Source organism: Actinosynnema sp. NPDC050801 (genome assembly GCF_040673975.1).
GTDB lineage: Bacteria > Actinomycetota > Actinomycetes > Mycobacteriales > Pseudonocardiaceae > Actinosynnema.
On sequence record NZ_JBFAQZ010000009.1, the window covers coordinates 1 to 26,747 of the forward strand.

26 protein-coding genes, 4 tRNA genes and 1 pseudogene are annotated in these 26,747 nt (G+C 67.7%); 18 read left to right on the top strand and 13 right to left on the bottom strand.

Annotation, left to right across the window (positions count from 1 at the left end):
• The first annotated feature begins 962 nt into the window (after positions 1 to 962).
• From AB0K14_RS21050 to AB0K14_RS21070, 5 genes are all read left to right on the top strand, one after another.
• Positions 963 to 1,283: a DUF6247 family protein gene (locus AB0K14_RS21050; protein ID WP_364338508.1), complete on the top strand. Its 321-nt coding sequence runs from the start codon at positions 963 to 965 to the stop codon at positions 1,281 to 1,283.
• The gene (locus tag AB0K14_RS21055) at positions 1,284 to 1,547 is read left to right on the top strand and encodes a hypothetical protein (protein WP_360458838.1); all 264 of its coding nucleotides are present in this window, start codon (positions 1,284 to 1,286) and stop codon (positions 1,545 to 1,547) included.
• Positions 1,548 to 1,847: 300 nt separating this feature from the next.
• On the top strand, positions 1,848 to 2,159 hold the full coding sequence (locus AB0K14_RS21060; protein ID WP_360458837.1) for a hypothetical protein: 312 nt from the start codon (positions 1,848 to 1,850) through the stop codon (positions 2,157 to 2,159).
• Positions 2,156 to 2,782 carry a hypothetical protein gene (locus AB0K14_RS21065; protein ID WP_360458835.1) on the top strand — a complete coding sequence of 209 codons (627 nt, stop codon included), beginning with the start codon at positions 2,156 to 2,158 and terminating at the stop codon, positions 2,780 to 2,782. The genes AB0K14_RS21060 and AB0K14_RS21065 overlap by 4 nt, the downstream gene beginning before the upstream one ends.
• Before the next feature lie 29 nt (positions 2,783 to 2,811).
• Positions 2,812 to 4,782 carry a hypothetical protein gene (locus AB0K14_RS21070; protein WP_360458834.1) on the top strand — a complete coding sequence of 657 codons (1,971 nt, stop codon included), beginning with the start codon at positions 2,812 to 2,814 and terminating at the stop codon, positions 4,780 to 4,782.
• A gap of 258 nt (positions 4,783 to 5,040) precedes the next feature.
• Here the strand turns inward: AB0K14_RS21070 and AB0K14_RS21075 are convergent.
• Positions 5,041 to 5,193 (bottom strand): annotated as a pseudogene (locus AB0K14_RS21075) (IS481 family transposase); the annotation flags it as partial.
• A 1,101-nt stretch (positions 5,194 to 6,294) separates the two neighbouring features.
• Between AB0K14_RS21075 and AB0K14_RS21080 the strand changes: the two are divergent.
• From AB0K14_RS21080 to AB0K14_RS21090, 3 genes are all read left to right on the top strand, one after another.
• Entirely contained in the window at positions 6,295 to 6,714 is a 420-nt protein-coding gene (locus tag AB0K14_RS21080; RefSeq protein WP_360458832.1) for a hypothetical protein, read from the top strand.
• The gene (locus tag AB0K14_RS21085; protein WP_360458830.1) at positions 6,684 to 7,781 is read left to right on the top strand and encodes an integrase core domain-containing protein; all 1,098 of its coding nucleotides are present in this window, start codon (positions 6,684 to 6,686) and stop codon (positions 7,779 to 7,781) included. Before AB0K14_RS21080 ends, AB0K14_RS21085 begins: the two co-directional genes overlap by 31 nt.
• Positions 7,782 to 7,883: 102 nt before the next feature.
• Positions 7,884 to 8,690 (top strand): site-specific integrase, encoded by an 807-nt coding sequence (locus tag AB0K14_RS21090; protein ID WP_360458828.1) that lies wholly within the window; start codon positions 7,884 to 7,886, stop codon positions 8,688 to 8,690.
• 117 nt (positions 8,691 to 8,807) lie between these two features.
• On the opposite strand, the gene AB0K14_RS21095 is transcribed toward AB0K14_RS21090, so the two are convergent.
• The 4 genes from AB0K14_RS21095 to AB0K14_RS21110 form a co-directional block, all read right to left on the bottom strand.
• Positions 8,808 to 8,879: transfer RNA gene (locus AB0K14_RS21095), tRNA-Val, on the bottom strand.
• A 49-nt stretch (positions 8,880 to 8,928) separates the two neighbouring features.
• Positions 8,929 to 9,357: a TIGR02611 family protein gene (locus AB0K14_RS21100; protein WP_360458826.1), complete on the bottom strand. Its 429-nt coding sequence runs from the start codon at positions 9,355 to 9,357 to the stop codon at positions 8,929 to 8,931.
• A gap of 25 nt (positions 9,358 to 9,382) precedes the next feature.
• Positions 9,383 to 10,177 carry an anti-sigma factor gene (locus AB0K14_RS21105; RefSeq protein WP_360458824.1) on the bottom strand — a complete coding sequence of 265 codons (795 nt, stop codon included), beginning with the start codon at positions 10,175 to 10,177 and terminating at the stop codon, positions 9,383 to 9,385.
• Positions 10,174 to 10,818 (bottom strand): sigma-70 family RNA polymerase sigma factor, encoded by a 645-nt coding sequence (locus tag AB0K14_RS21110; protein WP_360458822.1) that lies wholly within the window; start codon positions 10,816 to 10,818, stop codon positions 10,174 to 10,176. Before AB0K14_RS21110 ends, AB0K14_RS21105 begins: the two co-directional genes overlap by 4 nt.
• Positions 10,819 to 11,061: 243 nt before the next feature.
• On the opposite strand from AB0K14_RS21110, the gene AB0K14_RS21115 reads away from it, so the two are divergent.
• From AB0K14_RS21115 to AB0K14_RS21130, 4 genes are all read left to right on the top strand, one after another.
• Positions 11,062 to 11,487: an SsgA family sporulation/cell division regulator gene (locus tag AB0K14_RS21115; RefSeq protein WP_360458820.1), complete on the top strand. Its 426-nt coding sequence runs from the start codon at positions 11,062 to 11,064 to the stop codon at positions 11,485 to 11,487.
• Between the two features lie 144 nt (positions 11,488 to 11,631).
• A tRNA-Gly gene (locus AB0K14_RS21120) sits at positions 11,632 to 11,704 on the top strand.
• Between the two features lie 58 nt (positions 11,705 to 11,762).
• Positions 11,763 to 11,834 (top strand) — tRNA-Cys (locus tag AB0K14_RS21125).
• A gap of 1 nt (position 11,835) precedes the next feature.
• Positions 11,836 to 11,907: transfer RNA gene (locus AB0K14_RS21130), tRNA-Val, on the top strand.
• Between the two features lie 167 nt (positions 11,908 to 12,074).
• Here the strand turns inward: AB0K14_RS21130 and AB0K14_RS21135 are convergent.
• Entirely contained in the window at positions 12,075 to 12,275 is a 201-nt protein-coding gene (locus AB0K14_RS21135) for a hypothetical protein (protein ID WP_364338514.1), read from the bottom strand.
• Positions 12,276 to 12,430: 155 nt separating this feature from the next.
• Complete coding sequence (locus AB0K14_RS21140; protein WP_360458952.1) at positions 12,431 to 13,465, bottom strand: NAD(P)/FAD-dependent oxidoreductase; 1,035 nt, start codon at positions 13,463 to 13,465, stop codon at positions 12,431 to 12,433.
• Positions 13,466 to 13,526: 61 nt separating this feature from the next.
• On the opposite strand from AB0K14_RS21140, the gene AB0K14_RS21145 reads away from it, so the two are divergent.
• The 3 genes from AB0K14_RS21145 to AB0K14_RS21155 all read left to right on the top strand — a co-directional run bounded on the left by AB0K14_RS21145 (position 13,527) and on the right by AB0K14_RS21155 (position 14,677).
• Positions 13,527 to 13,829 carry a metalloregulator ArsR/SmtB family transcription factor gene (locus AB0K14_RS21145; protein ID WP_360458818.1) on the top strand — a complete coding sequence of 101 codons (303 nt, stop codon included), beginning with the start codon at positions 13,527 to 13,529 and terminating at the stop codon, positions 13,827 to 13,829.
• A gap of 105 nt (positions 13,830 to 13,934) precedes the next feature.
• Positions 13,935 to 14,138 (top strand): thioredoxin domain-containing protein, encoded by a 204-nt coding sequence (locus AB0K14_RS21150; protein WP_360458816.1) that lies wholly within the window; start codon positions 13,935 to 13,937, stop codon positions 14,136 to 14,138.
• Between the two features lie 122 nt (positions 14,139 to 14,260).
• Entirely contained in the window at positions 14,261 to 14,677 is a 417-nt protein-coding gene (locus AB0K14_RS21155) for a MerR family transcriptional regulator (RefSeq protein ID WP_360458814.1), read from the top strand.
• Here the strand turns inward: AB0K14_RS21155 and AB0K14_RS21160 are convergent.
• From AB0K14_RS21160 to AB0K14_RS21175, 4 genes are all read right to left on the bottom strand, one after another.
• Positions 14,670 to 14,990, bottom strand: a complete 321-nt coding sequence (locus AB0K14_RS21160; RefSeq protein ID WP_360458812.1) for a hypothetical protein — start codon at positions 14,988 to 14,990, stop codon at positions 14,670 to 14,672. The two genes, AB0K14_RS21155 and AB0K14_RS21160, sit on opposite strands and share 8 nt — an antisense overlap.
• A gap of 421 nt (positions 14,991 to 15,411) precedes the next feature.
• Entirely contained in the window at positions 15,412 to 15,702 is a 291-nt protein-coding gene (locus AB0K14_RS21165; RefSeq protein ID WP_360458811.1) for a DUF4342 domain-containing protein, read from the bottom strand.
• A 793-nt stretch (positions 15,703 to 16,495) separates the two neighbouring features.
• Positions 16,496 to 16,666, bottom strand: coding sequence for a hypothetical protein (locus AB0K14_RS21170; RefSeq protein ID WP_360458960.1), 171 nt, complete (start codon positions 16,664 to 16,666; stop codon positions 16,496 to 16,498).
• The gene (locus AB0K14_RS21175) at positions 16,588 to 17,076 is read right to left on the bottom strand and encodes a DUF1345 domain-containing protein (RefSeq protein WP_360458809.1); all 489 of its coding nucleotides are present in this window, start codon (positions 17,074 to 17,076) and stop codon (positions 16,588 to 16,590) included. Before AB0K14_RS21175 ends, AB0K14_RS21170 begins: the two co-directional genes overlap by 79 nt.
• An 807-nt stretch (positions 17,077 to 17,883) precedes the next feature.
• Between AB0K14_RS21175 and AB0K14_RS21180 the strand changes: the two genes are divergently transcribed.
• Positions 17,884 to 19,338, top strand: a complete 1,455-nt coding sequence (locus tag AB0K14_RS21180; RefSeq protein ID WP_364338518.1) for a non-reducing end alpha-L-arabinofuranosidase family hydrolase — start codon at positions 17,884 to 17,886, stop codon at positions 19,336 to 19,338.
• Between the two features lie 203 nt (positions 19,339 to 19,541).
• Here AB0K14_RS21180 and AB0K14_RS21185 read toward each other — a convergent pair whose 3' ends face one another.
• Positions 19,542 to 20,447 carry an oxidoreductase gene (locus tag AB0K14_RS21185; RefSeq protein ID WP_360463205.1) on the bottom strand — a complete coding sequence of 302 codons (906 nt, stop codon included), beginning with the start codon at positions 20,445 to 20,447 and terminating at the stop codon, positions 19,542 to 19,544.
• 131 nt (positions 20,448 to 20,578) lie between these two features.
• Between AB0K14_RS21185 and AB0K14_RS21190 the strand changes: the two genes are divergently transcribed.
• Positions 20,579 to 21,451 (top strand): helix-turn-helix transcriptional regulator, encoded by an 873-nt coding sequence (locus AB0K14_RS21190; RefSeq protein ID WP_360463202.1) that lies wholly within the window; start codon positions 20,579 to 20,581, stop codon positions 21,449 to 21,451.
• 186 nt (positions 21,452 to 21,637) lie between these two features.
• On the top strand, positions 21,638 to 22,516 hold the full coding sequence (locus tag AB0K14_RS21195; RefSeq protein ID WP_360463199.1) for a hypothetical protein: 879 nt from the start codon (positions 21,638 to 21,640) through the stop codon (positions 22,514 to 22,516).
• A gap of 100 nt (positions 22,517 to 22,616) precedes the next feature.
• Here the strand turns inward: AB0K14_RS21195 and AB0K14_RS21200 are convergent, their stop codons facing one another.
• Positions 22,617 to 26,498, bottom strand: coding sequence for a GDSL-type esterase/lipase family protein (locus AB0K14_RS21200; RefSeq protein ID WP_360463196.1), 3,882 nt, complete (start codon positions 26,496 to 26,498; stop codon positions 22,617 to 22,619).
• Between the last annotated feature and the right edge of the window lie 249 nt (positions 26,499 to 26,747).

Consider the following 26,747-nt stretch of genomic DNA (forward strand, 5'->3'; position numbering starts at 1 on the left):
CACCCGCGACCCCGCCGAGACAGTCCGGATCGCACCGCACTACCGCACCGCCTCCGCCAACAAACAGCGCAAACCACTCTAAGTCACCGGTATTGCACCTAACAGCGCGGTCAAGGCTCTTCGTAATAACAAGGTTCCCCCCTTGTTCAGCCTGCGAGGTTCCCTCGCGGTGAGGCCGATCGCCGATCATCCCCCCGCACCCGACCCGTCCGCTCGGGGTTCGGGCGCGGTTGTCCCATTTGCTCCGTGGCGTTGCGGCGATCGGCGCACCACGCCGGACGTGGCGCGCGGTGCCGGCAACCCTGTACCGCTCGAAGTCATCGTCGCTGGTAGACCAGTACTGACGCCGCTTGAGGGCATGTCAGGGTGATCGTGTCCCTGCAGTACGAGGCGAGGCGCTCCGGACCAACCCATGCCCGCAGACCGGACCGATCACACAGCGATCCCCGCACTGGTGCACCAACCCCCGGGCCGCTGTTCGACCAGCCGGACACCCTCCCACGACGTCACCAGCCCAGGTCATAAGTAGCGGGCCAGTACGCGGTGACAGCCGACCCGGCCCGGCAAGACCTCGCACAAGTCACCCAACCGACCCGAACGACCGTCAACCGCAGCCGTGACCTCTTCGGCGTGAATGAAGCCGGAACAAAGCCTCTACCAGCGGAGATGTAATTACCGCAGGAAAAATGCAGCTATTGGATGCAGTTGAATGCGATTCAATGCTGTTGAACGCGTCCGCCGGCTCCCATTCTGCTCCCACGCACTCCCCCGCTCCCTGACGATCTAAGGACCACCGGCTATGACCGGTCGCGCATCCGCCTCTCATTCCGGCGCGGACAGCGAACGCATCGGTCGCCGCAGAGGACGAGGGTCATGCCCGCATGACCGGCGGGCATGACGACACGCGACGTCGTGCCGTTGTCGCCGGGCCGCCGTCGACGTCGACCCGCTATCGTGTCGGTGTGACCGCAGCAGCCGCGCACCCGCCCTCGCCGGAGGTCGAGAAGACTCCCGAGGCGATCCGCGCCGCACTGCTGCCCGAGGAACGCGACGCCTTCGACGCCGACTGCCGCCACGCCCTGGGCCAGGCCGCGGCCGAGTCCAGTCTCGAACCGGTCCGCAGCGTGATCGAGCAGTGGTGGCGCATCGCCACCGTCACCCGACACGACCCCGCCGCCCACCGAAGGATGCTCGGCCGCATCGACCAGACCCAGACCACCGGGCAAACACCCGGACGGCTACGCACCTGGGACGAACTGCAGACGGAGCGCGGCGGCCGATAAGTGACCTACCAGATCCAACTCCCCGACGAAGTCTGGGACCAGATCCACGCACTGCCTGCAGAGGCCGACGAACCGCTGGCCGAGGCCATGACCCTACTGGCCCACGAACCCTGGCACGGCGAGCCCTACCACCGCGCCAACCCCACCGGCGCCCTGCGCCAACTCGTCTACGGGTACGGCAACGGCCTCATCATCTACCTCATCCTCGAACAACAAAAACGCATCGTCGTCGAACGAGTCCTCTGGCTCGAAGACCTCGGCTGACCACCACGCCACTAAAGATTCACGATTGCGCTCCCGGTACCTGGCGACCACAGCTCGGTTCAATTACAACTGAAACTATAGGGGCGACTCACACCGAGCTGTGCTATACCGCTCGACAAGTCATCGGGTTGCCGTAGACACACCGCCGACCAGTCCTCGACGGTCTGATCGACGGGTGCAACCCACAGCTAAGTAACCGCAGTTCAAGCCTGTGCCGCTCGAAAAGTCATCGTCGCTGGTAGAAGCAAGGCTGTCACGGTGTTAAGACCATGTCCGGGTGATCATGTCCCTTTCTCCACCTTGCTCGACGATGGCGGTCTTGCTCGCCTGTTCGACACCTGGAACAGGCTGGGAGGCACGGCGCGTGCGAGGTCGTGCACGAACGCCGGCTTCTCACTCGCCAAGTCACCTATTGAAACGAAAGCGTATGGTTGCCTTCCTCCTGACAGCGAACCAGCTGGTCACAGCCTTGACCAGAAGGCAAGCGGACACTTTCGAAGCAATATCTCGGCGCGTTTGCTAGAAGAGCTTTACGGCGGCGGCATCCAGCTGGCCTTGCTCGCGCCGGATGAGCGCACGTGCAGCGCCGTCGCTTGGGCGATCATCAAGTGATCAAGCGACCGTCACCCGACTCGACATGCACCGACGGCAACGACTGGTTCGTCGTTGATCACGCAATCAGCGACAGAACCGCTCGTTTGACCCGGTCACGTAGCAATACGCGGGCGGAGTGCGATTATCAGGTAGCGACATGCAGGGCGCAGCCCTTGGTTGAGGAGGTCGTTGTGGTGGTGGTCGGTCGCAGTCGCAGCTGGTGGGCGGCCGGTGGCGCACTAGTCGGCGGTGGCGGAGTGTGGGCGGTACTGCACTGCGGCGTGCCGGTTCTCCTGACCGACGAGAAGCACCCGGTACGTCCCGTGCTGGAAGCGTTGAGCTGGATCGCCGCTGTCGTCGGCTTGATGGTGGCACTGGTGGCACTACGACAGGGACGTGACCACACCGCCGCTCAAGATGCACCCGCATCCTCATCTGCGACACCGCAGACGGCCACCGGCGGCGGAGTGATCTTCACTGGCAACGTGACCGGTGGCTCCGGTTCCGGGCCCACCACCGGAGTGCACATCGAGCAGGTGGGCGACGAGCCGGACCCTCCGGCGCCGACGCGGCGGCAGGCCGGGCCGCGTCGGCAGAACCGCCACAGGCCAGAACAACAGCATCGATCGCCGGGAACGTGACCGGCGCCAGCGGTATCACGATCGGCACCATGCAAGACAGCATCCTGGTTCAGGCCCACACCGCGCAGGTGTTGCTGGGAAAGACGGGGGACAAGCCGCCCGAACTTGCCATTCCGACGTTGGACACGATCGAGTCTTTGCTGTCTTTCGCAAACGTCACCGTCGACTACATTGGGCGCGCAGGCGAGTTGGAGGAGTTGAAGGACTTCCTAGCGGCCAAGTCGCCGTTCGCGTGGTGGGTGTGGACCGGTCCCGCCGGGATCGGCAAGAGCCGACTCGCCGTCGAGCTCTGCCGATTCGCATCCGCCTCGGGTTGGCACGCCGGCTTCCTCCGCGAGACGGACCAAGCGGGGCTTGGCTCCTTCCGCGTCGAGCGTCCAACCTTGGTGGTGGTCGACTACGCGGCGCAGCGCAGCAAGTGGCTCTCCGACACTCTGGCTCTGTGGAGTCGGCGACGCCACGAGCCTCCGGTGCGGGTTCTGGTTCTGGAGCGAAGTGCTTCCGGTGACTGGTGGTCAACCATACAACGGGTAAATCGGATGGAGGAGTCCTTCAAGGTCACCGCCGCGATGTACGCAAACCCTCGCTTAATGTCCGGACTGAATCGCATGGAGGCACGAACGCTAGTCAAGAACATGGCCGCTCGGCTCGACGCGGCTCCGCTCACCCCAAGCCAGGCTGAAAGTGTCGTGGACCGCGCCGAGGCCATGGATCCGGCACTGCGTCCATTGTTCGTGCAAGTCGCAACGATCGACCACTTGGATCAGGATGAGGAGCGTTCAGGCCGGGACGACATGCTGCGCCGCATCGTCGCACGCAAGACCGCGTGGTTGAACGCACGTGTCGCGCTGCCGTCGGCGGCGATCGCCCACAACCTCCGCTTCTTCGCCACCTCAGTAGGTGGCCTGACCGTCGGGGACTACGAGTCTCTGCATCCCCTGCCCGATCCGCTCAATGACCTGCTGCCCAACGTCTTCCAACATCTTGGGCCGTCAGTAACGGTCGACGATCTCATCGACGGGGTCCGCCCGGACATCGTTGGTGAGCTCTTCGTCCTTGACCGGCTCGGTGCCGAACCTACCGTCGCGCTCGCGTCGGCCCGGTTGCTGGGTTACGCCGCGAGGACGCGACCGGATGCCTACCGCGGTTTCATGGAACGGGTCGTTACCGACTACGCCGACCATCCCCAATTGCTCGACCTGTTGAAGGCGAGCGGGGACGGGAAATCGACGCTCTCGGATCTGGAGCAGGCCGTGGCGGTCATGCAACTCCTGGGACGGAGCGATCACCCCGTGACCGAATGGATCTTCGATCGGATCGCGGCCGCGATCGCGGAGGGTCTTATCGACAAGACGTGCCGCTTGATCGCGACTATGCGCTTCAAGTTCGCCAACCTGGTTCGACAGGAGGACGACGCACAGCAAGCCTATAACCTCTATACCGAGGCGCTCGCCGACTGCGATCCCGCCTGGCCCGAGTACGACTCCATCCTCAACAACAGGGGCATCACGCTCCTGGAGCTGGGGCATGTAGAGGCAGCTACAGCAGATTTCAGCACGGTCATCGGATCGAGGTCCGCAGCGGCGGAAACCCGCGCCTGCGCGTTGAACAACCGGGCAGATATCCGCGACGAGCAGGGAGACATCCACGGAGCGATCGCTGACCGGTCGTCGGTACTGGAGCTGACTGGCACGAGTTACGACCGTCGCTACATCGCCCTGGCCCGTCGTGCCCAATCCCTACGGAAGCGGGGCAGCAGCGCCGAAGCCTACGACGACGTGTCAAAGATCCTGGACACCGAGGATATCGCCATCGAACAAAAAATGCAGGCGAGGCTCCTCCGCGTCGATTGGGCGCTCGAAGACGGCGATTCAGTGCGCGCCCAGGCAGACCTCGACGAGATCACCACATCGTACCGGAACTTTGAGAGCGTCGAGAAAAAGGCTCGCGAACTGAAAGCCGTGCTGACAGACGGCGGCCCGCACGAGTTGCTCGACTAGTAGCGTGTCGCTGCTTAGACCCCGACATCCTGGGGTGGGCCGCCGACAACGACGTCGAGTTTGTGTTCCTTCTGACCTACGACTCCTGGTTGAACTGGATCGAGACCGAGTTCACCGCCCTGCGCTACTTTGCACTTAACGGCACCGACCACCGCACCCACGCCGAACATATAATAACGCCATCACCGCCTACATTCGTCGGCGCAACGCCCAAGCCCAACCCAAGACCGGCTTCGCCACCGACTCACCCATCTGCAGCTGGACCGGCCCGGTGCGTCGGTCCAGTGTGGACAGCCGGTTCAACCCGCAGCCCACCAGGACCCGGTGCGCGGTCGACGGGGCGAGACAGACCTCGCAGGCGACCGCGACCGGCCTCAGGCGCTTGCGCCACCGCAAGTGCACGATCCGGCGGACCACCGGCGGGTGCGACGCGAGCTGCCGTGGGGGCTGGCCGAACCGGGCCGTCATGCCCACCTCGCCGAAAAGCTCGGACATGTGCAAGCATGTCCGAATGACACATGCTAAGGTTTGCACAGTCTGCAGGAATAACCCGGCGCCCGGACAGGGCGAACATATTTGGCCTCAATGGTTCCTCAAAGCGATGGACTCACTTGGGCCACCCAAGCATCCATGGGCAGTCAATTCAAAGCCGGTATTGAACAAGAAGAGCAAGCCAATTCGACATCCCGTTCGTCAACGCGTGCTTTTACCGGTATGCAGAGATTGCAACACGGAATTGAACATACGCTTCGAGAAGCCGGCCAAAGTCGCCGTCAAAGCGCTCGCGATTAATGGCTGGGCAGGGATGTTCGACCAAGATGACTGGCATGCAGTAGGGATGTGGTGGGCTAAGGTACTTTTGATGCTCGGCCACCCAGAGGCAAGAGTAGCCGACGAGAGACTCAATGCCATCGCCGTACGATTCGACAGTGAGCCACCCGATTACACGTGGATGACGGACGGCCGACCTCCGCCTCGCGACTTGTCGGTGTGGGTTTTCAGAGGGGCCATCGTAGAGGCTGTACCCGCGTTCAGGATGATACTTCCTAGTTCTGTATCGAGATCCGATGGAACTAGTGCCCTATGCCACGAGTTGTCGCTGGTTACCACAGGTCTATGTGTGACAGTAGTTTCCCATCCGGGGATATCCATTAACCACCCGCTCGCAAGACGTCAAAATGCATGGGAACTCCTCCATAATCCTCCACAGCGAGCGGACCTGTCACAACTAGACACTCTTCCCGGGAAGACCATTGCCTGGATTCGCGGAGGGACGGTACCGGAAGGCCACCGCGTCGGACCAGATCAGACTTCACAACTCGCGGCATTATTCGGCTACAAATCCGATGACAAACTGTAGGTCAACTCCGACATTGGACTCAAATCTGCGCCGGTGGCGTTGTGCCTGCCGAGAACTCCATCCGTGCAGGTTGTGGGGTGCCAGAACTCTGCACTGGGGCGCTGAGCTGCGGCTATCGCGCACCATGTGCTGCAGGAGCATGATCGTGAGGCATGGCGCTACGACTGCTGTACCTGATCTTCGCCCGGATCGTCGGCTGGTTGGTTTTACTCGGCCGGTCATCGGCGGCCAAGGACGTCGAGTTGCTGGTGCTGCGGCACGAGGTCGCCGTGCTGCGCCGGACCAACCCTCGCCCGCGACTGGATTGGGCCGATCGTGCGGTGCTCGCCGCGTTGGCGCGACGCCTACCCGACTGGTTACGACACCACCGGCTGGTGACGCCGGGCACCGTCCTGCGGTGGCACCGACGCCTGGTCGCAAAGAAGTGGACCTTGTGCCTGCCGATAATCCCATCCATGCAGGTGAGAGCACGGTCGGGACAAGGTCTCGGGATGGCCGATGAGGGTGCTCGTGTTCCACGGGCGCGGCATGATGGCCAGCTGTGCTGCTCCGACTTGCCTACCTGGCCATGATCAACACGTTCGCGCTGCTGCGCCTGCTGCCCATGAGCGACCGGGACAAAGACAGGGAGATCCTGGCGCTGCGGCACCAGATCGCGATCCTGGAACGCCAGCTGGGTAAGGACCGCCCTCGGTTCTCGCCCGCCGACCGGGCGTTCCTCGCGGCACTGCTGCACCGACTCCCGACCGCCCCGCTTCACCGGCTCCGACTGCTGGTCCGTCCGGAGACGGTGCTGCGGTGGCACCGCGACCTCCAGGCGCGCCGCCGCGCAGCCAGATCCCGCCCCAAGCGGCCCGGCCGACCACGAACCATCCGCTCCATCCGACTCCTGGTGCTGCGCCTGGCGCAGGAGAACCCTGCCTGGGGCTACCGCCGCATCCACGGAGAACTCCTCGTGCTCGGTATCAAGATCGCCGCGTCCACGGTGTGGCAGATCCTCAAGGACGCCGGAATCGACCCGGCACCCGAACGCACCACGACGACCTGGTCGGCCTTCCTCCGCTCACAAGCCGACGCCCTGATGGCCTGCGACTTCTTCGAGACCACCACCCTGAACGGCACCCGCCTCCACGTGCTCGCGGTGATCGAGCACGCCAGCCGCCGGATCCGAGTCCTCGGCGCCACCGCACATCCAACCGCCTCCTGGGTCACCCAAGCCGCCAGGAACCTCGCCATGGACCTCGAAGACGAGGGCAGACACGCGCGATTCCTGATCCGCGACCGGGACGGGAAGTACCCGGCACTGTTCGACGCCGTCCTCGCCGACGCCGGCATCCAGGTCGTCCTCAGCGGAGTCCGCATCCCGCGGATGAACGCGATCATGGAGCGCTGGATCCGCAGCTGCCGCCGCGAACTCCTCGACCGCACTCTCATCTGGAACCGGCAGCACCTGCTGCATGCCCTGCGCGAGTACGAGCGGTTCTACAACACCCACCGGCCCCACCAGGGCATCGCCAACGCCCGACCACTGCGCACGCTGCCGCCAGCCGTTACCGATCAAGCAGCGGTCACCCGACTCGACATCCGCCGACGGCAAGGACTCGGCGGCATCCTCAACGAGTACCACCACGCCGCCTGACCTGCACGGACGACATTTCGGCAAGCACACACCTACGACTCGCACCTGCGCAACCACATCCTGCCCCGCTTCGCCGACACCGAACTGGGCGACATGACCCGGATGACCATCAAAGTCTGGGCCAAGCAGCTACGCCGGAAGCTCAGCGAACGCAGCGTCGGCGACGTGGTCAACCTGCTGTCACGGATCATGGGCGAAGCCGTCGACGAGGAACTGATCGGCGCCAACCCCTGCCGCAAACTGCGCCTCGCCACCGGTGACCAACCAGAACGGCCCCACGCCACCGCCGCCCAGATCACCGGCCTGGCCGCCCGTGTGTCCCCCGACAACGCCGCCCTGATCGTCACAGCCGCCTACACCGGGCTGCGCTGGGGTGAACTGACCGGGCTGCAATGGTCACGGGTCGACACGGGCAACCGAGAGATCCGCGTCGACGGCAAAGACGGCGCGCTGCACGAGGTCGGCGGCAAACTCACCCTCGGACCACCCAAGACCCCGGCCAGTGTCCGCACCGTGCACCTACCCGAGTTCCTGGCCGACCTGCTCGACGACCACCGCGACCGTCACCCCGCCGCCCGCTTCGTGTTCACCGGAGCCGACGGCGGCTTCCACCGACGCTCCAACTTCCGCCGCCGCGTCTGGCTACCGGCGCTCCGCGGCGACACGGCCACCGGCCGACCGCGGATCAATCCCGACATGCACTTCCACGACCTACGCCACACCCACAAGACCTGGCTCATCGAACACGGCGTCCCCGAAGTCCTGCAGCACAAAAGGATCGGTCACAAGTTCCACGGCGTCATGGGCGTCTACTCCCACGTCACCCAGCCCATGATCGACACCATGCTCGCCGCACTCCAACACCGATGGGAGCAAACCCGGGAGCAAACGGGGAGCACGAACCCATGACCACCTTCGCAAATACGGAGGTGGTCAAGATCATCCGCTCCCAATTTGCTCCCCGCAACGATCAACGGCCCGCAGACGAAGATCGTCTACGAGCCGTTGACCAGGTAAAACACACTGTGGGCGATACTGGGATCGAACCAGTGACCTCTTCGGTGTGAACGAAGCGCTCTCCCGCTGAGCTAAACGCCCATATTCGGTTCTCACTCCCGCTCTCGCGGTGTGGCCATAGCTTACAACATCATCCCCGCGAACCAAAAATCGGGCTCTGCAGCCAGGCCCACTCAAGCCCGAACCAGCCGCCTACCAGCGCGAACGCGCCGAGCAGCCAGCACGTCGCGGCCACCACCAGGCCGGTGGCCGCCAGCACCAACCCCTTCACCAAGAGGTTCTGCCGCTTCAGCCACGCGATCCACGAGTCGTAGTAGCGCTTGGCGAACTTGAGCACCCGGCCCGCCCACTCGAACTCCGTGGCGAGGATCGCGAGACCGGCGAAGACGACCAGCCAGCCCGGGCCCGGGTACGGGATCATCAACACGCCGGCGACCAGCACCAGGCCGCCGACCACGCCGACACCGATGCGGTAGGTCATGTTCAGCGCGGGGTTGCGGCGGAAGCCGTGGCGGTGCTCCGCGCCCTTGTCGGTGTCTTCGCGCTGCTCTGTGCTCATGCCCACATCATCGCTCATTCGAGGCTCAGACGGGACCGACCTGGCCCGATGCCAGTACGGTCGACGGCTCCACCGGCGCCGCGCGGCCCTCTTCCAGCGAGACGCCGAAGCCGCGGTGCCGGTGCGCGTCCGGCGACCACGTCAGCAGCCGCACGTCCGAATCACCCGCCGTGACGTCGAATGTGGCCAATGCCACAGGCTCCGGCGTGCTGGTGCCCCACACGACGTAGATCTGCCGAGCGGCGTCGTTGGCCGGCAGCTTCATCGGCATGATCGCCGCGGTGTCGTCGTCGGACAGCAGCACCGCCAGCGCGTCACCCGACGTGTTCTGCAACACAGCCCGGTTCGTCCCGGGGTCGGCCGCGATCCGGAGCGCGCGTTCGAGCTGTTCGGCCCGCGCGTCCTGTTGCGCGACCTGATCGCTCAGCCGGTCGAACCGCACGCTGGCGACACCGATCCCGGCGACCACGACGAGCGCCGCAGCTGCCACGAGCAGCTTGCGCCCCCACCCACCGGACTCACGCCGCCTGGACTCCAGCAGCACCGGCTCGACCCGTTCCTCGGGCACGTGCACCTGGGGCGTGTCCTCGATCGCGGCCATCAGTCGTGCTCGCAACCGCTCCGGCGGGTCGTACTGGCGGACCGACCCTCCCAGCGCGGCGGTCACCTCCTGGGTGGAGCGGACCGACTCCCGGCACCGCGCGCAGCCGGGCAGGTGGGCGCGCATCCGCGCTTCCTCGTCCGGTTCGAGCGCGTGCATCGCGAACCCGACCGCGAGCTCTTCCTGAGGGCACGCGTCGTCCCTCCGCTGCCCGGTCACCGCTGTGCTCCCGTCGTCCTGCCCGGCGCGTCGCCGCCGGTCTCCCCTGCCCACACCGAGTGCAGCACCGTGCGCAGCCTTCGGATGGCGGCGAACGTGCGCGACTTCACCGTGCCCAGGGGTATGCCGGTCAATGCCGCGACCTCGATCTGCGTGTAACCGCCCAGGTAGGCGAGCGCGATCACCTGCCGCTGGTCGTCGGGGAGCCGCTTCAGCGCCTCCCGCACCTCGGCGCCGACCACGCCCGTCAACGCAGCGTGATCGGCTCCGTCCGCCGGCGCGACGTCGCGCTCCGACACCTCGTCGGTCAGCGGCACACTTCGTCTACGCTGGGTGTTCTCCCGGCGCACCGCGTCGACCGCGCGGTGGTGCACCACGGTCATCAGCCACGTGCCGAAGCTGCCACGGGTTCGGTCGTAGGCCGCGGGATTGCGCCACAGGGCCAGGAAGGCCTCCTGGACGACGTCCTCGGCCAGGCCGGGGTCGACGCAGATCCGCCGGGCGAGCGAGTACGCCGGTTTCGCGTACCGGTCGTAGAGTTCACCGAACGCCGTGCGGTCACCGACCGTCACCCGTGCGGCGAGTTCCACGTCAGTGGGACGCCGGTCGGGTTCGCGTCGCGGCGCGGGTGCGTCAGCCACCAGAGGGGTCCTCACGTCCAACATTCGCGCAACAGCCGGTACCGGGTTCAGGTTAAACCCAGCAAGATGGGAGCAGCCGGGGCCCAGTGGACACGGAACGCATCGAGGTGGTCGCCCAGTGGAGTTGCATGGCCCCAATCGGGTGATAAACCACGTAGAGTCGAGCGTTCCTCGCCACATATACGTCACAAGTAGAGAGCTCGGTCGTTCGATTGGCCGGGAAGGGAGAAGAGGGTAACGACGATGCGCAACGACCACGTGACACTCCGCTCAACAGCGGTCTTCGACCTGCTGGCGCCGAGGACCCCGGCCGTGCCGGTGCAGGTGGAGCTTCGCTATGACACGAAAGACCCGTACGCGGTAGTCGCCGCGTTCCGCACCGGCCGTGCCGGATGGGTGGAGTGGGTGTTCGCCCGCGATCTGCTCGCCGACGGCCTGATCGCCGACGCGGGTGACGGCGACGTCCGAATCCGCCCGGCCGCCGACGACCCCGAGGTCGTGGTGATCGAACTGAGCTCCCCGTCGGGCCACGCCATGTTCGAGGCGTCCGCACAGGAACTGGCCGACTTCCTCGACCGGACCTACGACGTCGTGGTGCCCGGGAACGAGCACCTGTGGGTCGACGTCGACGAGGCCCTGACCCACCTGATCTCCAACGATCTGATGTAAAAGTGCAGGTAGCGGGCCTGCACAGGGGTCAACGCACCCCCGATTTGATCCCGCTGCGGTGCATGTAATAAAGTTCCTCTCGCACCGGGGAACACCGGAACGACAGCCCCAAAAGGGAAAAGTTCCGGGAAATCCGCGGGGCATGCGGATGTAGCGCAGTTGGTAGCGCATCACCTTGCCAAGGTGAGGGTCGCGAGTTCGAGTCTCGTCATCCGCTCGGCAGAGGGCCCCTTGGGCTCAGGCCAGACTCCTGGGTGCTAGCCTTCAGGAATCGTGGCGGAGTGGCCGAGTGGCTTAGGCAAGGGCCTGCAAAGCCCTGTACACGGGTTCGATTCCCGTCTCCGCCTCGGACGATTAGCTCAGCGGGAGAGCACTACCTTGACACGGTAGGGGTCACTGGTTCAATCCCAGTATCGTCCACTAGCTATACATGCAGGTCAGATAGCCCGTCGGTGATCATCACCGGCGGGCTGTTCTGCTGTCGTGGGAGCAAATGGGGAGCAAACGATCTTGGTGTGATCGTCGACACCGTATGTGGTCACCCCTCCCCGACCCGTGGGAGCGACCGGTGCACGTTCCCACCGGGGCTACATCCCGTCCACCATGACCTGGGTCACATGCGAGTAGACGCCCCGGACCCACCCATCCGCTCGGCCAGCTCCGCCCCCGCCGTCAACCCCGCCGCCCAGGCGCTGGCCGAACTCGGCCTCGACATCACCGCCGAAGTACACGCTCTGGCTGGCCCTCTTGCAATCCACCCGCAGGTCGTCGAAACCCTTGGCGATCAACGGATCGGTGCACCCCTGCCTGAACTGTCCGAAGCAGACGACGGGAGACCATGTCACGCTGGGACAGGAACGGGCGCAGCACCGAGGCCAGGTAGTGCTGCTGGTCCCCGCCCACCGGCGGAAGCATCCCGGATATCACGGCGAGCAGTCGCCGGTCACCGTCCCAGGCGCCGCACTACGTAGCGGGCGTCCGGTCCGACGCCGCGCAGCGTCGCCGAGGACAGGCTGCGCTGCCACTCCAACCCCACGAACCCCAGACCAGGATGCGTGGTCGACAGGCCCGAGCGGTGCCGGGGGTAGCCGTCGGCGTCCAACGCGCCCATCGCCTCCAGGTACCCCAGCCCCGGCCGGTACCCGGTGGCCAGGACCAACGCGTCGACCCGCTCACGGCTACCGTCGGCCCAAGTGACCCTGTCACCGTCGAGGTCGGTGAACATCGGCCGACGATCGGGCCGACCCGCCGTGATCGCGGCCCGATAGGTGCCCTCGTCCAACACCGGGGTGGAGAACTGCTTGGGCAACCACCGCCCGACCGGCGCCCGGTCCACCCCGGTCACCGACCACCACCAGTGCACGTCCCGCCCCCACGGCCGCTGCTTGACGAAGCGGACCGGCTTCCGACTCGCCAGCGTCACCCGCGCCACCGCCGCCAGTTCGTGTGCGATCTGCACCGCAGAGTTCCCCGCTCCCACCACCACGATCCGCTTGCCCGCGTACGGCTCCGGGTTTCGGTACTGCGCCGCGTGCACCACCGAACCGGCGAACCGCCCCAGTCCCGGCAACGCCGGCCGGTAGGGCGTACCGAACCCGCCGGTCGCCGCGATCACCCGCCGAGCCGGTACCCGCTCGCCACTGGCCACAGCCACCTCGAACCCACCGGCACCGGCCACGACCTTCTCCACCCGCCTCCCGGTGCGGATCTCCACCCCAAGCCACTCGGCGTACCGCGCCAGGTAGGCCACCACCTCGTCCCGGTGCGGGTACCGGTCCGGGTCACCGCCGAACGCCAGGCCCGGCAACGAGCTGAACCGAGCCGGAGAGAACAAGGCCAGGCTGTCGTAGTAGCCGGCCCACGATCCGGTCGGCCACTTCCCCGCCTCCAGCACGACCGGCTGTCCACCGGCCGCCTTCACAGCCCAGGCGGCGGCCAACCCGGACTGGCCACCACCGATCACCACCCACTGCTCCATCGACATTGCTCGATAGTATCGGATATTCGCGAAATAACGATACGTCTGCAATCCTGACCACGTGGTTGAACTGGGCGAGACCTCCCGCCGCTTCCTCAAGGCCCTGGCCAGCGAGACCAGGCAGCAGCTCATGCTGGAGTTCGCAGGCGACATCGAACTCACCGTGGGCCAGGTCGCCGAACGAGCGGGCATCGCCCACTCCACCGCCTCCGAGCAACTCTCCACGCTCCGCCAAGGCGGCCTGCTCACCTCCCGCCGCGACGGGAAGACCGTCCACTACCGCGCCAACCCCACCGGCATCTCCACCGCGCTCGCCGAACTACAGGGTTACCTCGGCGCCTGCTGCCCTCCCACCATGGGCTAACCGGTTCGCTCCCCTGTGACACAAGCCATGTTGAAGGCTGTACCGAGGTACAGCCTTAGCGTTGTGGTGTTGGTCGGACCGGGAGTGATCCAGAGGTGGGGCGGCATGGCGGTGGAGGTCACCGAGGCGACGTTCGAGCAGGAAGTCGGTTCATCTCCTGTCCCGGTGGTGGAGTTCTACGCGACCTGGTGCGGGAACTGCCGACGGATCGCGCCGGCCCTCGATCAACTGGCGGCCGAGTTCGCGCCTCGCGTGCGGTTGGTGAAGGTCGACGCCGACTGCGGGACCTGCTCTTCGACTTCGTCGTAGGCCGCGACGGTGACGAGGTTGTCGTCGACGTACGGGTGCCGGCGGACGAGGGAAGTGGTCCTCGACGGCTTGGCATCCCAGGTTGAGGCGGCGGCGACCGCGCAGGTGAGGAGGGATCGGCGATGAGATCAGGAGAGTTGGCCGCCGCGGCGGGGGTCAACGTACAGACGCTGCGCTACTACGAGCGGCGAGGGCTACTGCCCGAGCCGCCACGCTCACCGGGTGGGTATCGAAACTACGACGAGGACGCGGTGGCACTGCTCCGCGTGGTCAAGTCGGCACAACGGCTCGGTTTCACCCTCGATGAAGTCGCCGAACTCGTCGATGCCGGTCGACGGCGCCATCCCACTCCGGACCTGCAGTCCCGCGCGCGGGCCAAGCTCGCCGAGGTCGACCGCAGGATGGAGGACCTGAACACGATCCGACAAGAACTCGTGCAGGTCATCGACGCCCGCTGCGACAGCCTGACCCACTGCACGTGCCCGGACTGTCCACTTCCCTTCGTCGAACTGGCCACCGTTGCGGAAGGTCTCACGTGAACACACCGGTCAAGCCCGGGCCCGACACCGTGTCTCTGTCCATCCAGCCCGTCCACCAGGCCCACGATGACCAGGTCGGGCCGCCCGGGCGAAGCAAGGTCGTCGCATTCCTGGCCGCGATCGCGTGCGTCGGGTGCTGCGCGCTGCCATTGCTGGTTCCGCTCGGGTTGATCAGCGGCGCGGGCATCGCGGCGGCGACAACCGGGCTCCTCGCCGTGTCGGTGGCGCTGTTCGGTGTCGCCGGTTGCTCTGGTTCGTCCACCGCCGCCGGACGCGGCGGCGCGAGACCGGCCATGACTGTGCGGGCGGCCACTGCTCGTGCTGACCGCCCCCGGCCGTGTTCACTGGTCGACGCCGCACGTCGGACAACGGGATTGGTCGCCGTTTCGAGCGCAGGGCCGGCGTCCGCAATGTCGCTTCCTCACCACAATCGATCCGCGTCTCGATCTTGAGCGCTGTCAATGAACGGTTGTCATGCGGGAGTCCTTCGGGAGGCGGGTTGGGTAGGTTGGCGGACCAGGCCGGTGTAGGCGGCCAGGACCGGCTCGCCCGGCCGGTCCGATCCCCGCCTGGCGTCGACGGCGCACATCACTTGCCCAGGTTGGTCATGCGAACTGTTCCCGAGCCTTCGATGTCGGGGGGCCACCGCTTACTCCGGTGATCTGCCCGTTGTCCGCCAGTCGCTGGATCCCCTCGGTCGTCCTCCGCATGGCCGTGCTGTTGCGCGCGACTGGTTACGCCTGCTCGGTGTCGACCGTTGCCACGGGCCGGCTGCCGGGCTGTTGGCGGTTCTCGAGCTTGATCCCGCACTTGCCGGCCAGCGCGACACCGGTACCGATCGCCGTAACCACCGGAGCGGCCAGCGCCACGACCAACCCGAGTGCCACCGGCACGTCCAGCACCACATCTTCCTTGCTGTCACGCACGACCACACGACGGTTGATGCCCTCGCTGACCAGTCCGCGAACGGTGTCGACCACGGCATCGACGGCGGCACGGGTGGACTCGGGCTTGAACTCGCTCATGACTCTCCTCGACAGCGGATGATCGTTGACGCCTCCAGCGTGCCCGCGGTCGGACACCCTGCCATCAGGGGTCTCCCTGACCCTCGCCTGATTCGTCCCTGACACCGCTCACCGACGCCTGTGCCGCTCGAACGTCATCATCGCTGGTAGAGCAGGGCGACACCGTGTCGAGAACATGTCCCAGTGATCGTGTCACCGCTGTACAAGGTGACGCCGCACGGGACTGCACCGACGCGCGTCGTGTTGCAGCGCGCCGGTGACAGCCGTTCACAGCTGCCGGCGACCTCGACCCCGCAGTCGAGCGCGGAGCACGGCGTGCCGGGCACCGGTGCCCAGGTGCCGCTCCCGTCGGGCTCGCACGCGGCCTTGCCGGGCGGTGTGGCGGCCCCGGCCGGATGACGGACCGTGGACGTGCTCGTCGCCTTCGAACATCCGCCGCCGATCGCGTTCCGGTAGTGGGACGTGGATGCGTTCGCGGCTGAGCTCTCTCGGTGTGTGGGCGGCGGGTAGGCCGAGGTCATCGATCACCCACAGCGCTTCGCGGTCGATGCCGGACCCGGGACGTTCGGCGGGCAGGACGGTACGACGGAGTTCGCTCATGGCTTCCGTGGACTCCAGTGCTCGTGCAGGAGGCGTGATGCGGTGCATCGCCTCGGAACCAGTGGTGTGCGGCCGGCACCGATCACACGGTGCGGGCTTCGAGCGGCACGGCGAAGGGCGGCGGGGAGTTGCTCGAACCCGCCGTCGGCCTCTCCGGTCGTCACTGGTCACTGCTGCATGCCGGCCATGATGTTCAACCTGCCGACCGCCGGTCAACGGGTTTTCGGAACATGCGCTCGTCGGCAGAAGCGGACGTTCCAACGTGCGACTCGTGGCAGCCGCGGATCACGCCGATGGCGATGCCGAGCATCGCGGTGTTGTAGATGAACGAGAGCACGCCGTGCGCGAGGACCCGCAGCCGCATCCCGGAGGTGCGTGACTCGAGTCGGAGACCGCGAACGTGGTGCCGACGGTGAACGAGAAGTAGGCGAAGTCGATGAACGTCGGATGCTCGGTGCCGGGAAACACCAGCAGCTCCTCGGGCAGGGCGCTGTATAGGCCTGTGCGTAGCGGTCGGCGTAGCCGAAGTGCAGGATCGCCCACGCAAGTAGTACGGCGGGCACACCCACGGCCTTGCCGAGCACCGCCGCTCGACTGCCGTCCTCGATGAGCACGATGGTCAGGCCGGACGTGATCCCGATGAAGCTGGTGAACAGGGTGCCGCTGCGGCGGCCCACCACCCCGTCCGGACGACGACGGCCATTCCGCGGGAGCGACGTTGAGAACGGCTATAGGCCGTCCGTGGCCCGAGCGCGTGCGCACCGGACGCTCCATAGAGGACAGATGGCAGCTCGGATGTGGTCACCACGTCCATCCGAGGCCGAGTGACGCCACGACCCGTTGGTTCACGACAGCTTGGCCGGGCCGCCGATCCCGCGTTCGCAGTAGGCGTCGGAGCGCGGTGTGGTCGAGTAGCCGAACGCCGATGAACGCGGCTGACGCTCTTCGCGCGACCCGAGCAGTCCGGCGGCACGCGCGTTCGAGCCGTTGAGTCAATATGATCAACAACCGCCCTACCGACGGCGAGTTAGCGCTAACACTGTTCGTTCAGCCCGCTGTGTCCATCCAGCCAGGCGACGGGAACGGATAGTGCCTCTACCTGCGCCTAAGCGCTTGACCGGACGACGGTTCCGCCCGGAAGGTCGGAGTGAGCGCGCACAACCGACCGGTCACGACCCGTTGTCAACCGATGCGCGCACAGCTATATTGACCGAAAGTTCAGGGCGCAGAGGCGAAAGTTTCAAGGTGACCTTGCGGTCCCCAGCCGATGCGACTCACGTCGACGACGACGGGACAACCATGCGACGAGGTCCACGCGACATCGCGTTCCCCGCTCCCCCCGACTGAACCGCCGGTCCGCGTGGCGGCCGCGCCCGAACACGGGCGGACCCAGCGGTCGCCGGGACTCCGCGCAGGTCACTGCGACCAGGACGACGACGGCCGGACGGCACGGATGACCGGCAACGGGACGTCCACCGGCACTCCGGCGTAGCACCGACAACTCGCGGCGGGCGGTAGCTGCACGCGCAGGCCCGGCCCGTACCGCGTTCCCCCGACACCTCAACGAAGAGGAGCACGCCCATGGCCAGATCAGGCCTCCAACCGCCCACAGCCCTCCCCCGCCGGCGTCGTCTGGCGGGTGTCGCCGCCGCCGTCACCGCGTCGGTGAGCACCGCAGCGCTGGTCGCGGCGGCCTTGCTGGCGACGACACCCGCCAGCGCCGCGGCCGCCGGCTGTTCGGTGAACTACACCGTGGCGTCGCAGTGGCAGGGCGGGTTCAGCGCCAACGTGTCGATCACCAACCTGGGTGACCCGCTGAACGGGTGGACGCTGACGTGGTCGTTCGGCGCCGGGCAGGCGGTGACGCAGTCGTGGAGCACGTCGTTGACGCAGAGCGGTTCCGCGGTGACCGCGAAGAACGTGAGCTACAACGGATCGGTGGCGACCGGCGGCACGGTGTCGTTCGGGTTCAACGGGTCGTGGACGGGCAGCAACCCGGTTCCGACGAGCTTCGCCCTGAACGGCGTGGCCTGCACCGGTGACACGACCACGACCACGACGACCAGCACCACGTCCACCACGACGACCACGTCCACAACGACCACGACGACCTCGACGCCCGGTCAGTGCACCCTGCCGTCGAGGTACAGCTGGACGTCGACGGGTTCGTTGGCGAACCCGAGGCAGGGGTGGGTCTCGCTCAAGGACTTCACCTACGTGCCCCACAACGGCAAGCACCTGGTCTACGGCACGACCCACGACTTCGGGACGAGGTGGGGGTCGATGAACTTCGGGCTGTTCAGCAACTGGTCGGAGATGGCCTCGGCGCCCCAGCAGGCCATGAACGTCGGCACCGTGGCGCCCACGCTGTTGTACTTCGCCCCGAAGAACATCTGGGTGCTGGCCTACCAGTGGGGCGGGACCGCGTTCACCTACCGGACGTCGAGCGACCCGACCAACCCGAACGGGTGGTCCTCGCCGCAGGTGCTCTCCACGGCCAGCATCACCGGCTCCCAGACCGGCCCCATCGACCAGACGCTCATCGGCGACGGCACGAACATGTACCTGTTCTTCGCCGGCGACAACGGCAAGATCTACCGCCAGGTCATGCCGCTGGGCAACTTCCCCAGCAGCTTCGGCTCGTCCTACACCACGATCATGAGCGACACGACGAACAACCTGTTCGAAGCGGTCGAGGTGTACAAGGTCCAGGGCCAGAACCAGTACCTCATGATCGTCGAGGCGATCGGCTCCAACGGCCGCTACTTCCGGTCGTTCACCTCCAGCAGCCTGGGCGGTTCCTGGACCCCGAACGCGGCCACCGAGAGCAACCCCTTCGCCGGCAAGGCCAACAGCGGCGCCACCTGGACCAACGACATCAGCCACGGCGACCTGATCCGCGTCAACGCCGACCAGACCAAGACCATCGACCCCTGCAACCTCCAACTCCTCTACCAAGGCCGCGACCCGCGCTCCGACGGCACGGACTACGGCCTGCTGCCCTACCGACCGGGCCTGCTGACGCTGCGACGCTGATCGCCTGACGCAAGGCCGCCCGACCAAGCCCGCAGGCCCATCCCTCACCGGAGTGAGGGGTGGGCCTGCGGTGTGTCGGAACTCCACAGCGGTTCGGCTCCTGCGGCGATCGTGGACGCTCAACGCTGTTGACTGGACCGATGGCCCACGAGGCTTCGCCGGGATCCCGGCCGGATGCCGAACGCGGACGGTGACCGCCGGGTTCAGAGGTAGCTGACGCCGGTCAATTCCTCGGCCGCCGCCCAGAGGCGCTTGCCGACGGCCGGATCGGCGGCCTCCCGGCTGAGCCGGGTCTCGGTGACCCGGCCCCGCGTCTCCCAGAGCCCGGACGGGCCGAAGAACTGGCCGCCCCGCACCCCGGGTCCGGTCGCGGCGCGCAACTGCGGCAGCGCGCCCTGCGCCACCGGCTGGGTGGCCAGCAGGCCGAGCCACGCGATCAGCCGCCCGAACCGGCCGCGGTGCTCCCAGGCACGCGGGGTCAGGTTGGTGCGGGTGAGACCGGGGTGGGCCAGCGCGCTGACGATCGGGGATCCGGCGAGGCGCAGGCGGCGGTCCAGCTCGACGCCGAAGACCGTGGTGGCGAGCTTGGACCGGCCGTAGGCGGCGGCGGCACGGTAGTCACGTTCGAACATCAGGTCGTCGAAGTCCAGGTGCGCGGTCTTGTGGGTGATCGAACTGAGGCTGACCACCCGGGCTTCCCGCGCCGCGGCCAGGTTGTCGAGCAGCAGGCCGGTCAGCGCGAAGTGGCCCAGCACGTTGGTGCCGAACTGGAGCTCGAAGCCGTCGGCGGAGGTGCGGCGCGGGCCGAGCAGCACCACGCCGGCGTTGTTGACCAGCAGGTCGATCGCCGGGTGGTCGGCGGCCAGCTTCGCCGCGAAGACCCGCACGGAGGTCAGGGAGGCCAGGTCCAGCTCGCGCACCTCGACGTCACCCCCGATCCGGCGGGCGGCCTCCTCGCCGGCGGCGGTGTCGCGGACGGCCAGCACGACGTGGGCTCCGTGGCGGGCCAGCTCGGTGGCGGTGACCAGGCCGAGGCCCGAGTTCGCGCCGGTCACGACGGCGACCCGGCCGCGCTGGTCGGGGATGCGGTCGGCGGTCCGTTCGGTCATCTGCTGCTCCTGGGAGTGTCGGTGCGCTGGACCGACGACGCTAGGAGCGATTGCGGACGGCTCGCTGGTCCCCGGTTGCCCAGGTCTGAGCGACCTACCTTGGGAGGTCGGGGCCGACGCACACTTGCGGCGTGAGCAGCTCTCATCCGTACGCTCGTGAGCTCGGAGACTTCCTGCGCGCCCGGCGCAGCCGGCTGCGTCCACACGACGTCGGTCTGGAGCCGGGCGGCCGGCGCAAGGTCACCGGGTTGCGACGCGAGGAGCTGGCCGGGCTGAGCACCGACTACTACCAGCGGATGGAGCAGGGCCGGGAGGTACGCCCGTCCGACGACGTCCTGGACGCGCTCGCCGGCGCGCTCGGCCTCGACGACAAGGAACGCCGGCACCTGTTCGCCCTGGCCCGCGCCGCCCGCCGGCCGATGCCCGCCGGGGTGGACCACGGCCCGGAACGGGTGCCGGACGGCACGCGGCGTCTGCTGCGGGTGATGGACACCCCGGCGGTCGTACTCGGCCGGCACCTCGACCTGCTCGACTGGAACCCGATGGCGGAGGCGCTGCTCGGCGCCCCGGACGCCTACCCGCCCGACCGGCTCAACATGCTCCTGCTGATGTTCGACGACACGGTCACCGGCGAGCGGAGCTGCCCGGACTGGGAGCGGCAGGCCCTGGACTACATCGGCATGATGCGCGCCGCCGTCGCCACCGACCCCACCCATCCCCGCGCCACCGCGATCGTCGGTGAGCTGAGCATCCGCAGCGCCGAGTTCCGACGGCTGTGGGCCCGGCACGACGTGCGCGAGTCGGTCAGCGGCACCAAGACCTTCCGGGTACCCGAGGTCGGCGACATCGTCCTGGACTGGGACACGTACCCACTGCCGGGCAGTCCCGGCCCGATCATGCTGGTCTTCACCGCCGAGCCGGGCAGCACCGACGCGGACCGGCTGCAACTCCTGGCGTCGTTGCACGCGACCCGCTCGGCACTCGCCGACGAGCACTTCTCCTAGGCCGGGAAGAGTGCTCCGCGGCGAAACTGTGGGGTGGGAACCTCAGCGTGCCGGGCAGCCCCTGCTGAGCAACCGGCGCGACGTTCGGCGCTGATCGTCCGACCGGATGACCCGACCGCCGAACCACGTCCGTCCGGCCGGCCACAGCACTACTTTGGTGGCCCCTGCGAGTCGCGGACGGTGGCCATGGACGAACGAGGACCGGAGCAGGACGAGCCCGCGTCGTCGACCCGCAACGAGGTCAACGGTCCGGTGAGCGGGAACCTGGTGCAAGCCGGTTGGGTGACCGGCGGCGTCCACTTCCACCAGTCCGCTGATGCCGTGCCACCACCACCACCCCGGCGCGATCCGTGGCTGGTCCTGTGCGGGCTTCTCTGCATCCCGGTTCCGGTTCTCGGGGCGTTCCTCGTGGTCGTGCTCACCGTCGGGGGCCTTCCCCCCACGTTCACGGTCCGGGACTTCGCCCAACTGGGAGTGCCCGCGATCGTCCAGGTGGCGATCGGACACCGCCTGCTCGGCGCGCGGCGACAGGCCGTCTGGGGCAGTGTCCTCGCGGGCAGCCTGCCGCTGTGGATCACGATCGGGATCGGCCACCTCGCGTACCCCGCCACGGCACTCGCGTTGTGCGGTCCGGTGACGGTCGCGGCACTGCTCGCCGCGACACGGGTGCTCCGCGGCGGCCACCGGCGACGTCAGTGGTCCACCGCGGTGGCCGGGGTCGCGGGGGCGGTGTGGTTCGCCGTCGACTCGCCCTCGATCGTCGAGGCCGTGCCGACCTCCGGCGTGCTCTTGTGGATCCTCGTCGTGGCGGTGTTCCTCGCCGAAGTCGCCTTCCCGGCGCTCGTCACCGTGATCGGCCCCGGCCGATCCGCCGCGTGGGTCCTCACCGGCTGGGTGCTCGGCGCCGGCATCGCGTTCGCGATCGACATCCTCCTCGACGAGGTCCTGGTGCCCTGGGCGGGAGGTTCGTACCTCCTGGCGGTGTTGTTGCGGGTGGGCCCGATGACCGCCATGGTCGTCGTCGGCGTCCTGCTGTCGACAAGAGGTCGACCGGAGATCCGCTGACCGCGGGGACGCCCCGGGTGCCCGGGACGTCCCCGCGATCGGTCGGATCCGTTGCCGGACCGCCTCACCGATCACCACGACCACGCGGTTGAAGCGCCGATCACGAGAGTTCGCGCTCCAGTGCCCGCGCGAAGAGGGCCGCGCCGTCGGTGTCGGGGTGGAACGACTTCATCGCCGGCTTCCCCGTCCCGCTGTCGGCCTTCGCCTTGTCGGTGAACACCACGCCCCAGATGGCGTGGTCGTCGTCGCAGATCCGGTGCCCTTCGAACTCGCCGTCCGGGTCCACGTAGTCGGCTCCCACCTGACCGGCGGCCGCGGCCAGCATGCTGGAGAGCTTCGGTGCGAGCGTCTCGTCGAGCCACGCCCGCTCGGCCTGCTGGAGGGTGAACCCGACCGACGCCGCCAGGCAGTCCTCCGGTCCGATCAGCTTCGGGTACCCCATGAGGATCAGCCGCGCGTTCGGCGCCTTCTGCTTGATCTCCGTCAGGACCGACACGACGTTGGTCCTGACCTCGTTGTCGATCCACTTCGGCAGGTGGGTCTCCAACTCCTCCGTCTGGCCGGCCTTCTCGTCGCCGGTCAGGGGGTCGACGACCGGCAGGGTGCTGCTCATGCACATCCCCTGGCCGATCTGGGCGACGCAGTTGTCGAACACGGCGCTGAAGCGGGCGTCGTTCCCGCCGATCGACAACGTCACGAGGTCGGTGTGGTTGTCCAGGTAGCCGAGGTCGTTCTGCGGCAGCGAGCTCGACTGCCACTTCCCGCCCGACCGCACGTGGTAGGTGCGTGCGCTGGAGCACGCGACGAACGACAGCTCGACGTCGGAGTAGATGTCGGACAACCTGCCGATGTTGTCCACGTCCCCCGGCAGCCTCGCTTTCCGGATCCACGCGTCCTTCGAGCGGTGGCACGAGTTGCGGAGGTCACCGCCTTCCCACTCCTCCACGTAGTCCGTCTCCGGGAGGTAGTCGAGGCCGCCGCCGGCCGAGGCGCCCTCGCCGGACGCGTAGGAATCCCCCATCCCGACCACGTGGTACGGGTTGTCGGCGATCGGCTGGAAGGCCACGGCGTCCCAGGCGATGGGCAGGTTCTCGGCCTTCTCGGCGGTCAGGTTCGACAGGGACACCTTCGCCCGGGACGTGAAGTTGAAGGTGCCGAGCGAGCGCCACGTGTTCGTCATGAGGCGTTGCGGCGCGACCCGCGAGGGTGAACTCGAATCGGTGCCCTGGACGGTGTACTTCGCCTGCTGTGAACGGGCGGAGATGCTCGGCATGTGCACCAGGACCCGGTGCCAACCGCGCACGCTCTCCGGCGCGGTCCACGTACCGGTCACGGCGGTGGGCGAGTCGGAGCTCTTCACGGTGTGGGAGAACCAGACGTGGTTCTGGTAGCCGCCGGAGAGCTGGTGCACCTCCATGCGGGCCGAGTCCTCCGTGCCGCTGAAGTCGAAGGCGAAGCTGCCGCCGGAGGACGCCGTGCCGGACGGGCAGGCGCGTTCCGGCGCGGACGCGATCCGCTGGCCGTCGGCGACGTTGTCCACGATGACCGCGGCGGCGGGCAGGATCGCGCCGCACCTCGGGGTGTGCGGGGTGCCGTTGGGCTGCGGCGCGTAGCCGGGGTTGAACCGCAACAGCTCGTACCCGCACTCGTTGTCGCCGCAGTCCTTCCACTCCACGTCCTGCGTCCACCAGCAGCGGAAGTCGTGCCGGCGCAGGCAGGGCGACGTGGCGTCGTTGCCCGGTTCCGCGCCCTCGATCAGATCGGGATCACACTCGTTGGCCGTGGTGCAGAACAGGTCGACCGGCGGCTTGGCGGCCCACCGGCCCTCCTCGGTGGTCCACCACGCGGGACGGTAGCCGGCCACGTACTGGCCGGGAGCTTCCATCGCCGAGATCGGCCGGGCGGCCCACCCGATCACCTTCTCCTGGTAGGGCCAGTACTGCGGGCTCGCGGCGTGCGAGTAGTCGTCCTCGTACAGGTAGGTGCAGCCCGGGGTGTGGCAGAGGGTCCGCTTCGCCAGGAACGGCGCGCGGTTCGCCTTGTACCAGGGCATCGCGGGGTTGTTGGTCCAGCCGAGACCCCACTTGCCGGCGTTCGCGGCGGCGTCGGAACTGGGGTGGAACCCGGAGTTGTAGGCCCACAGCGCCATGGTCCAGTTCTCGATGTTCAGCGGGTCGCCGTCGTTGACCTGCATCCCCGCGGCGTAGAGCTGGTTCCACTTCTCGGCGAGGATGTTGACGCCGAAGGCGATGTTCGCGGCGTAGTCGACCGCGATCGCCTTCTGCGCCAGCGGGGACTTCGCCGTCTCGCCCGGCTTCTCCTTGCCCGCGAGCCGCATGCCGTCGGTGACCTGCGTGACGCCGTAGCCGCAGTCGGCCGCCGCCCAGTCGATGTCCCACTGGTCCTGCGTGTCGCCGCCCGGGTCGTAGCGGATGCCGAAGTAGTTGCCGATCAGCGGGTTGGCCGTCATGCCCGGTGCCGCGTACCGGGTGGCCTGCCACATGTTCGACTCCTGCGCGGTGATGCCGAGCATGATCTGCGCGGGGATTCGCCGGTTCGAGAACGGCGAGCGGATCGTGGTGAGCCCGCCCGCGAGGGCCTGTGGTCGATAGGCGGGCAGGCCGGTGTTGTTCCAGTTCGCGGGACGCGACGCGCCCTGGTCGAGGGCGCCGGTGATGGCCTGGTCGACGGCCCACTCCACCTGCCTCGGCGTGGGCTGCATCGCCTGGAGCTGCGGGTTGCCGCGCTCCACGGCGCACGTGCGGACCGACGCCGGGTCGCTGACGTTCGACAGGGGCCGGACCCCTGCCTGCGGCTCCGACTCCTCCTCCGGGACCACCTCGAACGCCGTCTTGCGGCCCGTGACGAGGTGGGTGAGGTCGATGCGGGCCGGGCGTTGCCGCAGCTCGTCCGGTGACTTGCCGCGCGGGTCCGTGCCGTCGGCCCACACCGCCCTGACCGCGGCACGGCCGTGGGTGGACACCCGCGCGTCCTTGTCGATCCCGCCGGGATTGCTCACCGCGGCCGGCAGCGCGCCCGTGCTCTCGGCCTGGCCGGTGACGAACACCGTGCCGGTCGCGGTGCGGGTCAGGTCGAGACCGGTCAGTTCCCCCGCGGCCAGCGTCGTGGCCTCCTGGTTCGTGCGGATCTGACCGCCGGTGATCCGCTTGACGTACCCCTTGGCGGGTTCCTCGCCCGTGGCGGGAGCGCGGTCGAGGAAGGTGACACCGCCCTCGCCGTCGACGGTCAGCTGGAACGGGGTGCCGTGCGTGCCGGCGATCGCGCTCTGCTCGCCATCGCGCCCGACCCTGACCAGGCGGTCGCCGTCGGCGGCGACCCACCCGTCGGCGACCGGCACGGCGGAGGTGACCTGACCGGCCAGCGTGACCGGCTCACCCGCCGCGCCGGTGCGCGCGTCGACGGGGATCAGGCGCGTCTCGTTCTTCTCCGACGTCGTCTCGTCGGAGAACTGCGACAGCACCGCTGTGCCGTCGGTGCCGCAGCCGGGCGAGAAGTAGGCCAGCGACGCGGTGTGGGGGAGCTTGGTGACCTCACCCGTGGCGAGGTCGACGGTCGCGGCGAACGCACCGCGGGCCATCAGCTGGGGTTCGTTGGTGAAGGTGCGCGGCGCGTAGGTGACGACGGCGTGCTCGGGGTCGGCCAGGCAGGCGTTGCCGACCCACATGTCCGTGTCGAACCCGGGCTCCGACAGGGAGGCGGCCGTTCGCCAGGTGTACCCGCTCTTCTCGTCCGCGACGAGGAGGTGGAACCCGGTCGCGTCGGACGACGTGTCCCAGGCGCGGTCGGCCGACTTCTCGTAGCCGTCGCCCAGCAGGGCGTTCCGGTCGGCCGGGGGCACGTGGTCCGGTCGCCCTTCACCGCGCTTGTCGCCGGCCGGGGTGCTCCAGCCCGAGGCCGCGTTCGGCGGCACCGGGTTCGGCGGCGGCGACGCCAGGGCTTGATCGGTGATCGATCCGGTCACCAGCAGACCTGCGACCACGATCAGGACGGGTAATCTCCTGCGTCTGGCGAATCGTCGTCTCAATTGTTGCTCCCCTCGCGAGTGCCGTCACCAGGTGCCCCGCTCGTGATGAGCCGCTGGTGGGGCTGGATGCGTGATGCGGTAGGCGCGGCGGCGCGGAAGAAGGGCGGGCGCGGCGGTTCGTCCCCATTCGACCGCCGCGGCCCGCCTACAACGTTAGGAAGCCGAGGCCGCCTCGGGTGTCCGGTG